Origin of the sequence: Streptomyces sp. SUK 48, assembly GCF_009650765.1 — a bacterium.
GTDB lineage: Bacteria > Actinomycetota > Actinomycetes > Streptomycetales > Streptomycetaceae > Streptomyces.
Map to the genome: position 1 here is coordinate 2,861,776 of NZ_CP045740.1, position 14,774 is coordinate 2,876,549.

Annotated in this window: 13 protein-coding genes; 3 read left to right on the plus strand and 10 right to left on the minus strand. The window is 73.1% G+C overall.

The window, feature by feature from the left end; all coding sequences use genetic code 11:
* Positions 1-6: 6 nt before the first annotated feature.
* The 8 genes from GHR20_RS11990 to GHR20_RS12025 form a co-directional block, all read right to left on the minus strand.
* Positions 7-771: a class I SAM-dependent methyltransferase gene (locus tag GHR20_RS11990; protein ID WP_111584674.1), complete on the minus strand. Its 765-nt coding sequence runs from the start codon at positions 769-771 to the stop codon at positions 7-9.
* On the minus strand, positions 761-1,813 hold the full coding sequence (locus GHR20_RS11995; protein ID WP_153813162.1) for a hypothetical protein: 1,053 nt from the start codon (positions 1,811-1,813) through the stop codon (positions 761-763). The genes GHR20_RS11990 and GHR20_RS11995 overlap by 11 nt, the downstream gene beginning before the upstream one ends.
* Entirely contained in the window at positions 1,807-2,868 is a 1,062-nt protein-coding gene (locus tag GHR20_RS12000; protein WP_243878331.1) for a PLP-dependent transferase, read from the minus strand. The genes GHR20_RS11995 and GHR20_RS12000 overlap by 7 nt, the downstream gene beginning before the upstream one ends.
* A gap of 2 nt (positions 2,869-2,870) precedes the next feature.
* Positions 2,871-4,337, minus strand: coding sequence for a radical SAM protein (locus tag GHR20_RS12005; RefSeq protein ID WP_111584677.1), 1,467 nt, complete (start codon positions 4,335-4,337; stop codon positions 2,871-2,873).
* 81 nt (positions 4,338-4,418) lie between these two features.
* Complete coding sequence (locus tag GHR20_RS12010; RefSeq protein WP_111584678.1) at positions 4,419-4,913, minus strand: SAM-dependent methyltransferase; 495 nt, start codon at positions 4,911-4,913, stop codon at positions 4,419-4,421.
* Between the two features lie 26 nt (positions 4,914-4,939).
* Positions 4,940-6,016 (minus strand): thioesterase domain-containing protein, encoded by a 1,077-nt coding sequence (locus GHR20_RS12015; RefSeq protein ID WP_153813164.1) that lies wholly within the window; start codon positions 6,014-6,016, stop codon positions 4,940-4,942.
* Positions 6,017-6,064: 48 nt separating this feature from the next.
* A complete protein-coding gene (locus GHR20_RS12020) occupies positions 6,065-7,303 on the minus strand; it encodes an MFS transporter (RefSeq protein WP_153813165.1) in 1,239 nt (412 codons plus the stop codon).
* Positions 7,300-8,061: an alpha/beta fold hydrolase gene (locus GHR20_RS12025; protein ID WP_161214868.1), complete on the minus strand. Its 762-nt coding sequence runs from the start codon at positions 8,059-8,061 to the stop codon at positions 7,300-7,302. Before GHR20_RS12025 ends, GHR20_RS12020 begins: the two co-directional genes overlap by 4 nt.
* Positions 8,062-8,266: 205 nt before the next feature.
* Here GHR20_RS12025 and GHR20_RS12030 point away from each other — a divergent pair, with 205 nt between their 5' ends.
* The 3 genes from GHR20_RS12030 (at position 8,267) to metK (ending at position 11,572) form a co-directional block, all read left to right on the plus strand.
* On the plus strand, positions 8,267-9,805 hold the full coding sequence (locus GHR20_RS12030; RefSeq protein ID WP_194858868.1) for an amino acid adenylation domain-containing protein: 1,539 nt from the start codon (positions 8,267-8,269) through the stop codon (positions 9,803-9,805).
* A 70-nt stretch (positions 9,806-9,875) separates the two neighbouring features.
* Positions 9,876-10,313 (plus strand): hypothetical protein, encoded by a 438-nt coding sequence (locus GHR20_RS12035; protein ID WP_153813167.1) that lies wholly within the window; start codon positions 9,876-9,878, stop codon positions 10,311-10,313.
* Positions 10,314-10,336: 23 nt separating this feature from the next.
* Entirely contained in the window at positions 10,337-11,572 is a 1,236-nt protein-coding gene (metK, locus tag GHR20_RS12040; RefSeq protein WP_153813168.1) for a methionine adenosyltransferase, read from the plus strand.
* 94 nt (positions 11,573-11,666) lie between these two features.
* On the opposite strand, the gene GHR20_RS38330 is transcribed toward metK, so the two are convergent.
* Positions 11,667-12,662, minus strand: coding sequence for a tetratricopeptide repeat protein (locus tag GHR20_RS38330; protein WP_343336041.1), 996 nt, complete (start codon positions 12,660-12,662; stop codon positions 11,667-11,669).
* Positions 12,626-14,698 (minus strand): BTAD domain-containing putative transcriptional regulator, encoded by a 2,073-nt coding sequence (locus GHR20_RS12045; RefSeq protein WP_153813169.1) that lies wholly within the window; start codon positions 14,696-14,698, stop codon positions 12,626-12,628. The genes GHR20_RS38330 and GHR20_RS12045 overlap by 37 nt, the downstream gene beginning before the upstream one ends.
* Between the last annotated feature and the right edge of the window lie 76 nt (positions 14,699-14,774).

A 14,774-nucleotide genomic window follows, 5' to 3' on the forward strand; every position in this document is an offset into this window, starting at 1 on the left:
CCTCCGTCAGGCCCGGCGGGCGGTGATGTTGAGCCGGACGTAGTCGACGACGGGTTCGGGCAGGCGGGCGGCGACCGCGCGCACGAACTCCTCGTGGTCGGACTCGGGGAGCTTGTCGAGGTGGGAGCCGAGGACCACGGTGGCCAGGTAGCTCCACAGCTGCTCGCCGGGCTCCAGCCGCGCCGGGTCGGGCAGCAGGTCGACGTCGATGTCGGTGAACCCGGCGGCCCGCAGCCGCTCGGTGGTCTCCTCGACGCCGGCGAAGTACCAGACCTTGTCCTTGCCCTCGGGCTCGTCCTCGGACTTCTTGCCGAGCACCTCGCCGACGGCCGCGTTGATCAGGGCCACATTGCCCTGGCCGCCGCACTCGGCGACGAACTGGCCGCCGGGCCGCAGCTGTCCGGCCAGGTTGGCGAAGAGCGCCGCGTGGTCGGTGATCCAGTGGAAGGTGGCCACGCTGGTGATCGCGTCGACCTGGCCGGAGACCGGCAGCGGCTTGGTCAGGTCGGCCTGGACGATCTCCAGCCGGTCCAGCCGGCCGGCCAGCTTGGCGCGCAGCTGGTCGAGCATCCGGCTGGAGCCGTCGACGCCGATCACCCGGCCGTCGGGGACCAGGTCGAGCAGCGCGGCGGTGTCCCGGCCGGTGCCGCAGCCGGCGTCCAGGACGGTCTCGCCGCCCTTGAGGTTCAGCCTGCCGAGGGTGCGCTTGCCCCACTGCTGGTGCGGCAGGGGCAGCGAGTCGTACGTCTTGGCGTCCCATTCACGGGGCACGGTGAGGTTCCTTCGTGTCGGTGGAGCGGTCGTTCTCGGGGTGCGGTACGGGGACCGGGGTGCCGTCGAGGACCAGCCGGACCTCGATCGGGTGCGGGTCCCGCACCAGCCGCAGGGCGTCGCCCTCGGCGAACCAGCGGCGTACGGCGTCCGGTGCGGCCTCGCCCGACCGGGTCGGGTCGGCGGGCAGCAGCTGGACGAGGATGTTGCGCAGGCCGGCGGGGGCGTCCTGGGTGGAGTAGGGGCCGCGCAGGTCGATCCGGCCGGAGGCGTGCACGGAGACGGCCGGTTCGCCGGGTGCGGCGGCGCGCGGGTCGGCGAAGCCGAGGGCCTCGGCGGCGAGCGCGGCCAGGAAGTACTCCTGGGCGCTCGGCGCGAGGTCGGCGCCGAACAGCTGCTTGGGCTGGTCGGACTCGGCGCGCACGCCGTCGACCTCGGCGAGGACATGGGTGCCGATCTCCCACATCACCCGGGCCGTGCGCCGTCCGGCGACGGTCAGCTCCGCGGTGGCGCGGGCGGCGGGCGGGCTGGCGAGGTGCACGTCCTTCGCGCTCTGCACCACGGCCTTGATCTCGTTGGGCTCCTCCAGGGTGCGGTGGGCGTTGCCCCGGGCGCGGGCCGCGGCCACCGCCCGCCGGGCCTGCTCGGCCGGGACCTCGCCGTCGAGCCGTATCTCGTACGAGAGCCTGGCGGCGCCGTCCGCCGCGAACTCGGCGCACGGCAGCACCTCCAGGAGCGCCGGGCCGCAGCCCGCGCCGGACAGCTCGGTGACGACGCTGTCCGCGACGGAGGCGCCGAGCGCCACCAGCAGGGAGCCGACCGGGTCGAGGCAGTCGGCGGCGCCGGGCCCGAACCGCTGGTCGATGCCGAAGGCGCGGGCCACACGGGTGGAGCCGAGGCGCATCGGTTCGGTGCGTACCCGGCAGCGGCCGGCCGCCGCCGGCTGGGCCGCCACGCCGATGCTCAGCTGGGCCTCCCAGGAGTCCTCCCCGATCTGCTCGGCGAGGGAGTGCCGGGCGCGCAGGTCGACGCCGTTCAGCATGACTCGTCACCTCCGTCGCCCTGTGCGAGGGCGGTGTCCAGGGCCCGCCGGAGCCGGCCGGACAGGGCGTCCGCGCCGGTGACGCCCACCGCGAGGCGGACCAGGTGGCGGGTGATGCCCCGCTCCCGGCGGACCCGTTCGCTGAGGTGGGCGTGGCTGGTGCGGGCGGGCAGCCGGGCGGTGCTGCCGAGGGGGGTGCGGCCGTCGTCGCAGGCGGCCAGGATGCCGGTGAGGTCGTGGATCTCCGGTACGACCTCGAAGGACAGCAGGCCGCCGAAGCCCCGGTGGGTCTCCAGCGCCCAGGGCGCCTCGTCGAACGTCGGCCGGTGTACGGCCCGTACGGCGGGGTGGGCGCGCAGCATCCCGGCGACCCGTTCGGCGCCGTCGCGCTGCGCGGTCAGCCGCAACGGGAGGGTGGACAGGGCGCGTTCGAGCAGATGCGCGGACCAGTCGGGCACCTCGCCGCCGAGCCGTGCGCATTGCTCGGCGATCCTCGGCAGGTACCGGTCCAGGCCGGTGACGAGGGCGGCGCCGACGTCGCCCCAGCCGTCGAGGTAGGGCGCCGTGTCCTCGACGACGATCACGGCGCCGGTCTCCAGGGGCCGCAGTTCGGCCGGGGACAGCGCGGTGTTGTCCACCACGAGCAGCAGGTCGTTCATCTGGGCGTGGATGGCGATCTCGTTGAGCGGGGCCGGGCGCATCAGCGGGTCGCTGAGGGACTGCGTGTGGACGACCTGGGTCTCGGGCCGTACGGCGGCCAGGACGGCGTCCGCGTCGGTGCTGTCGACGAAGCTCACCGTGCGGCCGAGCCCGGCGAGTTCCTGGGTGAGGACGCCGCGCAGCGGGTCGGGGGTCTGGTCGGAGGCGACGATGTGGCCGCCCGGGTTGGTGAGCGCGAGCAGCGTGGCCGTGGTGGCGGCGACCACGCCGGGCACCAGCAGCGCGGTGTCGGCGCCGTGCAGGGCGGCGAAGGCGTCCTCGACGCGGCGGGCCGGCGCGTGGGCCGGGGCCGGGGACGCCGTCGCGGCGGCGGTCGGGGGTGCGAAGGGGCGCATGGTCACCGCCGGCACACGGGCGCGTCGGACAGGCCGATGCGCTGGTGGAAGTAGTGGAAGATGATCTCCTCGTGCAGCGCCTCGCCGTCCAGGGTCGGCTTGAGGGCGGCGCCGTCGTTGACCTTCTCGACCAGTCCGCGCTCGATCAGCTCGCCGAAGGCGGAGGCGAAGGGCTCCGTCTCCAGCAGATCGGCGCCGAAGCGCTCCTGGTAGCGGGCGAGGTCGATCGGCTGGTTGGCCTTGAAGTTGAAGCCGAGGGCGGTGCCGATGGCCTTGTGGCCGCTGAGCCGGCGGCCGAAGTTGAGCGGCAGGCCCTCGTTGTTCTGCATGAACGACACGTACTTGCTGATGTCGGTGATGTTGTGCGTCTGGAGGAACTCCTCCTGGTCGCCGGTGAGCCAGCCGTAGGCACCGGGACCGTACGCGATCATGGTGTTGTAGTGCTCCCACTTGTTCTTCGAGGTCTGCGGGATGTTGCCGCCCTCGTAGGTGCCGGGCCGGCTCCACCAGCCGCAGGGGCTCGGGTAGTAGCCCTGCTCCAGCAGGACCTCCACGGCCTCCTGGCGCATCGCGTAGGTCGAGTCCAGCTCGGGGAACCGGCCCTCGCTGATGAGCCGTTCGCGCACCGCGGGGTTGTTCCAGACCGCGCGGTTGCCGATGCCCATCTCCTCGCGGTCGGCGTTGCGCAGCCGGTAGATGGTGATGGTGGGGACGCCGAGACCGGTGAGGATCTCCATGTCGCGGCGCACCGACTCCGGGGTCTGGTACGGCAGTCCGAACATCATGTCGACGTTGAAGGGGCAGCCGGTCGCGAGCAGGTTCTTGATGGCCTCGATCGACTGGGCCGTGGAGTGGCGGCGCTTGGTGAAGTCGTTCACCTCGTCCTGGAGCGACTGCACGCCGAGGCTGAACCGGTTGAAGCCCAGCTCCCGCGCGGTCTCCAGGTGGTGCTCCTGGAAGTTCTCCGGGTTGCCCTCGATGTTGAACTCGATCTCGTCGGAGAGCTCGTAGTTCTCCCGGACGTGCTCGACCAGCGGCCGGATGTACTCGGGGCTGTTGAGCAGCAGGGCCGCGGTGCCGCCGCCGATGTAGAACGACTCGATGCGGGCCCGGGGTATCCAGTCGTAGCGCTCCAGGTAGCGGCGGGACTCCTCGATGAGGAGGTCGGACCACAGCCGCAGGGCGCCGTCCTCCTTGCCGCGCGGCACCAGGCGCTTGACGTAGTTGCAGAAGTGACAGATGTAGTTGCACAGCGGGAGGTGGAAGTACAGGTGGGCCGGGTGTCCGGCGCCCGGGAACCGGCCGTACTCGGCGGCGAGTTCGTCGGCGCCGAGCCGGTCGCCCTCGTTCGAGGTGACGTTGATGTTGTACTCGTCGCGGGGGATCTGGAGCTGGGGGTTGCGGTCGAGGAGGCGGCCGAGGTTGAGCTCCAGATCGACCGGGGTGCCGTCGGTGGTGGTGACAGACATGGGACTCCTTGGCTGTTGGGGGCCCGGGTGGCTTGTGACCGCGCCGGGCGGTGCGAAAGGGCGCGAGGAGCGTGCTGTGCGTCAGGGGGCGTAGTACCGGGACATGGCCTCGTGCAGCCAGTCCGGTTCGCGGACCGTCTCCGGCGGCGGCGCGAAGAGCTTCTGGTACGGCTTGACGTCGAGGACCGGGGTGCCGTCCAGCGCGTCGAGCGCCCGGACGTGCAGGGTCAGGCCGTCGACCCGGACCAGTTCGCAGCGCGAGACGCCGAGCCGGTTCGGGCGTTCCTTCAGCCGCTGGGCGAGGATGCCGAGGCGGGGCAGGTCCGTGCGGTCCCGGGGGTGGCGGTCGCCGGTGACGGCCGCCGTCTCGGGGATCAGATGGAAGTGGAAGACGATCTCCAGGTGCGAGAACCGCTCCAGGCCGGTCACGGCCTCGGGCCGCAGCCGCTCCGGGTCCAGCTCGATGACGGAGGTGACCTCGCCCCAGTGGTCGTGCTCGGGCACCCGGCGGGGCGAGCGGACGACGCCGATGGGCTGGAAGACGTACGAGGGTGCGGTGCCGTTCGGCTCCTGCACGGGTACTCCTCTGCGGGTCGCGGGGGTCAGGAGGCGACGGCGGGCGCGGACGCCAGGTCGAGCTGTTCGCGCAGTCGGCGGCCGAGGACCTCGACCTGGCCGGGCTCGACCATCGTGAAGTGGTCGCCGGGGACGTCGACGACGACGGCGCGCTCGGCGACCTCGCTCCAGCCCAGGTCCTCGGGGAGCGTCCCGCCCTCCATCGAGCGGTCGGTGACGCGGAAGACGGTGACCGGGCCGTCGTACGGCTCGATCTCGTAGGCCGCGAGGGCGTCCAGGTTGAACTGGTACATGTCGATCATGCGGCGCAGCCGGTCCGCGTCGAAGTCGGCGGGCATGGTGCCGGCCTCGACGGCCCGTTCCACCAGGGCCTTCGCCCGGGCGTCCGGGCCAAGGCCGCGCAGCCAGTCGATGTCCAGCTCCAGTTTGAGTCCGCGCCACAGCAGGGCGCGCAGCGCGAAGTCCGGGTCGGCGCTGGGCTCGACGGTGATGCGGGTGTCGAGCAGGCCGACGAGCCCGACGCGTTCGCCGCGTTCCCTGAGGCGGCGGGCGGTCTCGTAGGCGAGCAGTCCGCCCATCGAGTAGCCCATCAGGTTCCACTCGGCGCCCTCGGGGTGGACGGCGCGCAGCTGCTCGATGACGTGCTCGCAGATCTCCTCGATCGAGGTGAGCGGCTCCTCGCCGGGCAGCAGTCCGAGCGACTGGACGGCCCAGAAGGGCTGGTCGAGGCCCATGGCGCGGGCGATGGGCGGGTAGAGCAGCACGGTTCCGGACACCGGCGGCAGGGCGTACACCGGGCTGCCGCCCGTGCCCTGCTGGATGCGGACCAGCTGGCCCTGCCGGTCGGCCGTGCCCCGGCGGACGATCTCCGCGAGCTCGGCGACGGTGGCCGCGGCGAGCAGGTCGGCGGCGGTCAGGTCGACCTGGAAGAGCCTGCGCACCTCGACGGTCAGCTTGATGGCGAGCAGCGAGTGGCCGCCGAGCGAGAAGAAGTCGTCGTGGATGCCGACGTCGTCGCGGCCCAGCAACCGGCGCCACACATCGGCCAGTTGAAGTTCCACTCCGTCGCGCCCGGGGTCCGTGGTCGGGTGGGGGTGAGTCATCGTCTCCCTCGTCCGGTGTGTCGTAGGGGATGTGATGCGGGAGGGCGGTCAGGCGGCGGTGGCCGGCGCGGGGGCGGCTGCCGCGGACCCGGCCCGGCGGCGCTCGGCCCAGCGCACGGCCGGTGCCATGGCCAGTCCGCCGGCGAGGAAGACCGCGCCCAGGGTCAGCCAGCCGGGGGTGCCCCAGTCGATGAGGAGCAGGGTCAGGGAGACCGGGCCGAACATCTGCACCGCCGCGATGCCGGTGTTGAACAGGCCCTGGTACTGGCCCTGTCTGGTGGGCGGGGCGAGTTCGTAGCCGATCACCCAGGAGCCGGCCGACTGGACCATCTCGCCGTACACGTGCAGGGCCGCGGCCACCACCAGCGTCACGGTCGCGGCCCAGGGGCCGCGGCCCGAGGAGAGCGCGAAGGCCGCGCAGCAGCCGAGCAGGGCCACTCCGGCGACGCGGAAGGCGCGGACGGCGGAGCGCAGTTCGTCGATCTTCTTGGTCACGGGGACCTGGAGGCCCACGCAGGCGAGGGTGTTCAGGAGGAGGAGTACGGCGGTGAGCGCGTGCGGGGCGCCGGTGTGCAGCGCGATCCACAGCGGCAGGATCACCTCGAGGATCGGGATGTGCAGCTGCATCACCATGTTGAGCACGGCGAGCAGCGCGTACGGGGTGTCGCGCAGCACCGCGAGCCGGGGTTCGCCCGGCGGGCGCTGCGGGGCGGGCGGTACGGCGGGCAGCCGCAGGAACACCAGGCCGCAGACGACGAAGCTCAGCGCGTTGAGCAGGAAGGTGAGCCGGTACGCGGTTCCGGTGTCCCACAGCAGGGCGAGGCCGCCGAGCGCGGCGCCGGCCGAGACGCCCACATTGGTGACGACACGGATCTTGGCGCGGACCCGGACCAGGTTCTCGCCCTCGAGGACGGCCGGGATCAGTGCCTGGCGGGCCGCGTAGGCCCCGCGGTCGAACAGCGCGTACAGGAAGGCGAACACGATGAACAGCGGATACGCGTCGGTCAGCAGGTAGGCGGCGGTGGCGAGGCCCGCGAGGACGAGGAGGGCCGCCGCGGTGCCGCGCGGGCCCCTGCGGTCGGCGAGGTGTCCGAAGGGGACGCCCGCGAACAGTCCGGCGATGCCCGCGATGCTCAGGCCGAGGCCGAGCTGGGCCGGGGTGAAGCCCGCGATCCGGGTGAAATAGAGGGCGGAACAGGTCACGAAGACGCCGTTTCCGAGGGAATTGGCGAGCGTGCCGAGCACAAGGGTGCGGGCGGGGCCTTCCTCGACAAGACGGGATTTCATGCGACTTCGCCCTCCTCGGCGTTTTCCCTGCCGGGAATCCCGGGGAATACGTCCTGGTAGAAATCACGCATCACCGCGGTGATCTCGGCCGTATTGCGATAACAGTCGGCGTGCGATCCCCGGATGGTTTCGAGCCGGAGCGTCCCGCCGCGGGCCGCGAGGCGCTCGCGTTCGCCGGGCAGGATGTTGCGGCTGCCGGCGCCGGCCAGCACCAGGACCGGGACGCCGAGGCGCTCCAGCAGGTCCGGCAGGTGCCCGAAGTCGTAGGTCCAGCGCAGCAGGCTGCCCTCGGCCCATTCGTCGGCCTCGTGCAGCGCGGGGTGCGCGTCGAAGGACTGGTCGATCACCACGAGGCTGCGCACCCGGGACGCTCCCCAGGTGACCGCGGAGACGGCCGCCACCAGGCCGCCGTACGAGTATCCGACCAGGTGCACCTCGCCCGGGAGGATGTCGGCGACGCGGTGCAGGTCGGCGGAGAAGTCCAGGACCGAGTAGCCCCAGGCCGGCCGGTGGCTGTCGCCGTGGGCACGCAGCGAGGGGTGGACGGCGACGGAACCGGGCGGGCACAGGGCGTCGCCGATGGGCCTCAGCTGGGTCTTGTCGCCGCCGAATCCGTGCAGCAGGAGCATGCTGCCGGGGGCGCCGGCGGCCCCGGAGCGCCCGGGGACGGCGTCGTAGTCCAGCAGTTGGACACCGCTGCCGTGTCCCGCCAGGGCCGGTGTGGGAAGAACACGGTCTTCCGGTCCGGCAACGCTCATGGAGATCAACCCCCTTGTGGAAAGCCGAGGTGGCTGCCCGGCCCCGTCAGATTCCGATTCCATGGCCCATGAAGTCAACGGCGGGCGCTGTCCCCGGATTCGGGTACGTGACACCGCGAGTGAAGGGGGCGGAGTATCGGTGGCGGGTTGCCGGAATTCCGGTCGGCCCGGTCCTCGTACCGTCTGCGGAACCGGAGGGATTTCCATGGGAGTCGGCCTCATCCACCGGGCGGTCGCACACCGGGCCAGGACCCGGCCGAACGCGCCGGCCGTGGTGGACGGCTCCACCCGGCTCGACTACGCCACGCTCGACGCGGCGGCGGACGCCTGGGCGGCCGCCCTGGCGGCGGCCGGCGCGGGGCCGGGCACCCTGGTCCCCGTCCTGCTGCCGCGCTCGGCCCGGCTGTACGTCGCCCTGCTCGCGGTGCTCAAGTGCGGTGCCGGGTACGCCGCGCTGGACCCGAGGTGGCCCCGGGAGCGGATCGAGTCCGTGCTCGGGCAGCTCGGCGGTCCGGTGCTGGTGACGGACTCCGGTGAGACGACGGGAGAGCCGTCCGGGATGCGGTTCGGGCCCTGGCCGGTGTGGCAGCCCCCGGCCGGATTCGACGCGTTCACGGACGCGGCCGCCACCCGGGACGGCGGGAGCGCGTTCCGTGCCTACGACGGGCCGGCCGACGTGCCCGCCACCGTCTTCTTCACCTCCGGCACCAGCGGCACCCCGAAGGGCGTGGTGTCCCCGCACGCGGCCACCACCCGGCTGTTCACGGCGGACGGGCCCCTCGCCTTCGGCCCCGGCACGGTCATGCTGCAGGCGGCCCCCGCGTCCTGGGACGCCTTCTCCCTGGAGCTGTGGGGGATGCTCACCACCGGCGGCACCTGTGTCACCGCCGCGGAGGACTACCTCCTGCCGGACACGCTGCGCCACCTGATCGACACCCGCGCCCTCGACACCGCCTGGCTCACGTCGTCCCTGTTCAACCTGTTCACCGAGATCGACCCGGACTGCTTCCGGGGCCTGCGCCGCCTCTACATCGGCGGGGAGCGGCTGTCGGCCGCGCACGTGGGCCGGTTCCTCACCGCGCACCCCCAAACCGAGTTGTTCAACGGCTACGGTCCGGTGGAGAGTTGCGTGTTCGCCAGCGTGCACCCCATCACCGCGGCGGACTGCGCGGCGGAGCACGGCGTTCCCATCGGCCGCCCGGTCCCCGGCACCCGGGTGCATGTGCTGGACGAGGCGGGGCGGGAGTGTCCGCCCGGGGTCACCGGCGAGCTGTGCGTCGGCGGGGCGGGGCTGGCGCTCGGCTACCTCGGCGACCCGGACCTCACCGCCGCGCGCTTCACCGGGCACCCGTCGGCCGGCACCCGGCTCTACCGGACCGGCGACCACGGCCTGCGGGACACCGACGGCGTCCTCCACTTCACCGGGCGCACCGACCGCCAGGTCAAGATCCGCGGCTACCGCATCGAGCCGGAGGAGATCGAGACCCACGCGGCCGGGCTCCCCGGCGTCACCCGCTGCGTGGCCGTCCCGGTCCCGGGCGAACTGGGCAACTACGACCGGCTCGCGCTGTTCTACACCTCCGCCGCCGAGACGGAGGAGGACCCGGTGCTGCTGCGCCGCTCCCTGTCCCTGCGGCTGCCCGCGCACGCCGTGCCGGACGTCGTGCGGCGGGTGGAGCGGCTGCCGGTGACGGCCAACGGGAAGGTCGACCGGTCGGAGCTGCTCGCCACGCTCGTCGGGTGAGCGCGCGGGCGGCCGCAGGCCCGCGCGACGACCACAGGCCCGAGACATCCCCGCCGAGAAAGGCAGTTCCATGCCCGTCATCACCCTGATGTCGCCCGACGCCGGCCCCGGCCGTCCCGCCCTGGCGAAGATCGCCGAGGCGGTCACCGGGCTGCTGGGCATCGCCCCGCAGCACTGCTGGGTGACCTGGCAGCGGCTCGACGACGACGCGGCGCACCGGCCCGAATGGGACCGCCCGGCCGGCCACCCGCGTGCCCCGATCGGCTTCATCACCTGCAAGGCGACGTATCCGCGGGAGACCGTGGGCCGGCTGCTGCGGCTGCTGCGCGACGAGCTGAGCGCCCTGCTCGGGGTGCCGGGCGACGAGGTCTACCTCGTGGTGCGCCGGGCCGTACCGGGCGAGCTGCTGATCCGGGGTGACGTCTGGGCCGGGGACGAACCGGCGCCGGAAGCGGCCGCCGCGCGGGCCGGGGCCGCTTCGATGGCGAGCCCGCGCAACCACCACTGACCGCCACGTCCTGAGGAGTCACCGTGTCACGTCGTCTGTTCACCTCGGAGTCCGTGACCGAGGGCCATCCCGACAAGATCGCCGACCAGATCAGCGACACCATTCTCGACGCCCTCCTCAAGGAGGACCCGGGCTCCCGGGTCGCCGTGGAGACCCTGGTCACCACCGGCCTGGTGCATGTCGCGGGCGAGGTGACGACCACCGCGTACGCCCCGATCGCGGCCCTGGTGCGCGACCGCATCCTCCAGATCGGCTACGACAGTTCGCTCAAGGGCTTCGACGGCGCCTCCTGCGGCATCTCCGTGTCCATCGGCGCGCAGTCCCCGGACATCGCGCGGGGTGTGGACACGGCGTACGAGTCGCGGGTCGGGGGCGCCGCCGCGGGTGGCGAGCGCGACGAGCTGGACCGGCAGGGCGCGGGCGACCAGGGCCTGATGTTCGGCTACGCCTGCGACGAGACGCCGGAGCTGATGCCCCTGCCGATCACCCTGGCCCACCGGCTGTCCCGGCGGCTGTCCGAGGTCCGCAGGAACGGCACCCTGCCGTATCTGCGCCCCGACGGGAAGACGCAGGTCACCATCGAGTACGACGGCGACCGGCCGGTCCGTCTCGACACGGTCGTCATCTCCGCGCAGCACGCCGCGGACACCGATCTGGAGGGGACCCTCGTCCCGGACATCCGCGCGCAGGTGGTGGAGCCCGAGCTGGCCGCCCTCGGCATCGCCACCGAGGGCTACCGCCTGCTGGTCAACCCCACCGGCCGGTTCGAGATCGGCGGTCCGATGGGGGACGCGGGTCTGACCGGGCGGAAGATCATCATCGACACGTACGGCGGTATGGCGCGGCACGGTGGCGGCGCGTTCTCGGGCAAGGACCCGTCCAAGGTGGACCGCAGTGCCGCGTACGCGATGCGCTGGGTCGCCAAGAACATCGTGGCGGCCGGTCTGGCCCGGCGCGCCGAGGTGCAGGTGGCGTACGCGATCGGCAAGGCGGAGCCCGTCGGCCTGTTCGTGGAGACCTTCGGCACCGAGACCGTGCCGGTGGCGCGCATCCAGGACGCGGTGATCGAGGTCTTCGACCTGCGGCCGGCGGCGATCATCCGCGACCTCGACCTGCTGCGGCCGATCTACGCCCAGACGGCCGCGTACGGTCACTTCGGCCGCGAACTGCCCGACTTCACCTGGGAACGCGTGGACCGCGCGGAGCGGCTGCGGGCGGTGGCGGCGGCTTGCGGGGAACCGGGCACGGCACGGGGCTGAGCCGGGGCGAGCACCGGAGGTGAGGGGCGAACTCCGCTGTGCGGAAGCGGAGTTGTCCGGCGACCGGGGCGTCCGGGTCCCTCGCCGGCGGGGTTCAGGTGGCGGTCGTAGCCCCGCTGGCGGCGGTGTTCGGGCCGCCGGCCTCGACCATCAGGTCCTCGGTCCGTTCCAGCCAGGTCCGGGAGCCGAGGTCGGCGAACAGGTCGCGCGCCGCCTCCAGTTGCGCCGAGGCCAGCTGGTGATCGCCGCGGACCAGGGCGATCTCGGCGAGCGCGTAGCGCGACCTGGCCTCGACGAGCCTCTCCCCCACCTGCCGCGACAGATGCAGGGCGCGGGTCAGCGTGTCGGTGGCGCTGTCCAGCCGCTTCTCCCGGCGGCGGAGCGCGCCGAGGCCGTACAGCGCGTACGCCTCGCCGATCCGGTCGCCGCTGTCCCGCACGATCCGCAGGACCTCCTGGAGCGCCTCCTGGGCCTGGCGCGGCTGGTCGATCGCGAGGTGGAGCTCGGCGAACCGCTGGAGCACCTGCGCCTGGACGCGCAGGCAGTTCTCCTCCCGGGAGATGGTGAGGGCCTGCTCCAGCAGCGCCCGGGCGCGTTCGGTGTTTCCCGAGGCCAGCCACCAGCCGGCCAGGCTGCGCAGGATGTGCGCCTCGCCGATCCGGTCGCCCACCAGTCTGGTGATGGCCAGCGCCTCGTCGTACTTCTCCCGCATGGCGGCGTCGTCCCCGCGCACGCTGTCCAGGTAGGCGGCGTTGCGCAGCACCAGGGCGCGCCCGTGGTCGTGGCCCGCCGCCTCGAACAGCTCACGCGCCTGACCGAAGCGCTCGTCCGCCTGCTCCATGCGGGTCTGGAACATGTGCAGGGTGCCCAGCGAGTACGACATCGCCGCCTGGCCGATGCGGTTTCCGGCCCGGGCCGACGCCTCGTAGGCCAGGCGCGTGGTCTCCTTCCAGTCGTCGAAGTACCCCTTGGCCTCGAACAGGGTGACCGAGGTGAGGGCGAGGTCCCAGCACAGCTCGTCCAGGCCGGCCGCGGCGGCCTGCCGTACGGCCGTCACCAGCGCCCGGCGTTCCCCGCTGAGGCGCTCCATCGGCCGGGCGGCGGGCTCCGCGCCGGCGTCCGCGGGGAGCTTCCAGCGCTCGGCGTGGCCGTGGATGATCGTGTAGTCCCCGCCGTACTCCTCCCGGTGGGCCTCCTCGACCAGGGAGAGCCAGCCGCCGAGCACGCGCGCCAGGGCGGCGTCCTGCTCCTCGGGGGTTCGGCGGCGAGGAGTTCCTCGCGGGCGTAGGCGCGGATGAGGTCGTGGAAGCGGTAGCGCGGCCGGAGCGAGTCCGGGTATCGCACGGTGTCCATGACCTGCGCCTCGACCAGGGCGTCGAGGGTGTCCTCGGCGGCACCGAGGTCCGCGTCCAGCAGCGCGGCGGCGACCCAGGCCGGCGAGTCGGGGGCCTGGACCAGGGCGAACAGCCGGAACAGGCGCTGGGCGGAGGGGGGCAGCGCCCGGTACGTCAGGCTGATGGTGGAGCGCAGTTCGAGGCCACGGTGGCTCAGCTCGTCCAGCCGGCGGCGCTCGTCCCGTAGCCGCTGGACCAGCCACTCGATCCGCCAGTGGGGGTGGGAGGCCAGCCGGGCGCCGGCGATCCGCAGCGCCAGGGGCAGCGCGTCGCACAGGTTGACCAGTTCGACGGCCGTGTCGAGTTCCGCCTGGACGCGCTCGCGGCCGACGATGCCGGCCAGCAGTTCCAGGGCGTTGGCCATGTCGAAGGCGGCGAGGTCGATCCCGCGGACGCCGTCCGTGCCGGCCAGCCGGGCCCGGCTCGTGGTGATCACCGCGCAGGTGGCGCTGCCGGGCAGGAGCGGGGTCACCTGCCCGGCGCCGGTCACCCCGTCCAGGACCACGAGCACCCGGCTGTCCGCGAGTCTGCTGCGGTACATCTCGGCGCGTTCCTGGGCGTCGTCCGGGATGGCCTTGGCCGGGATGCCGAGGGCCCGGAGGAAGCGGGCCAGCAGGGCGGTGATCTGCGCGTCGCCGGAGACGGTGTGCAGGTCGGCGTAGAGATGGCCGTCGGGGAAGTGCTTGCTCACCTCGTGGGCGGCGCGTACGGCGAGGGCCGACTTGCCGACGCCGCCGGGGCCGGAGATGTCCACGATCGGCACGGCGTAGCCCGGGCTCTGTGCCCGGGCGGAGGCGACGAGCAGTTCCTTGATCTCGTCGAGCTGGGCGCGGCGGCCGGTGAAGTCGCCGATGGTGGCGGGGAGCTGGCGGGGGATGAGACGGAAGCCGCTCTCCCGCGCGTCGGGGGTGTCCGCGGTGTCCCGGGTGCCGGGCCCGGCGGCGGGGCGGGCGGGGACGTCCCGGTCCGGTGGCGGAGCGGGGAGGTCGAGCGCCGGGGACTGCGTCAGGATCGCCTGTTCCAGATCGCGCAGTTCCTGCCCCGGCTCGATCCCCATCTCCTCGACCAGGGTTCTGCGGGCCCGCTGGAACGTCGCCAGCGCCTCCGCCTGCCGCCCGGAGCGGTACAGCGCCAGCATGAGGAGCTCGTAGAGGCGCTCGCGCAGCGGGAACCGGCCGATGAGCACGGTCAGTTCCGCGCAGACCTCGCCATGCCGGGCCAACAGGAGGTCGAGGCGCAGGCACTCCTCGATCGCGGCCAGGCGTCTGTCGTCGTAATGCCGGGCCACATGCCGTACGGAGTCGCTGGGGACGCCGTCGAGGGCGGGGCCGCGCCAGAGGCCGAGGGCCTGGCGCAGGGCCGCCGCCGCCTCGGTGACGCGGCCGGCGCGGGAGTGCTCGCGGGCGGTGGTGACCAGCCGGTCGAACTCCAGGCTGTCCACACCGTCCGCGGCGAGTTCGAGGACGTAGCCGGGCGCGCGGGTCTTGATCGCGTCGGGGCGGCCGGCCAGGGCGAACTGCTTGCGGAGCGTCGAGACGGCGACCTGGATCTGACCGCGCGCGGTGACGGGGGGCGCGTCGCCCCATACCGCGTCGATCAGCTGTTCCGTGGACAGCGTGCGGTTGATGTTCAGCCCCAGCATCGCCAGGACCACCCGCTGGCGCGGGCCGCCGACCTCGAGCGCACGACCCTCGTGGACCAGCTCGACCGGCCCCAGCAGCCGAAGGATCATGTCGTCCACCCTCGCCTTCCCCCCACGTAGCGTCGCGCACAACGATCAGCACCGTAGCCCTGGTTCGGAGCTGACA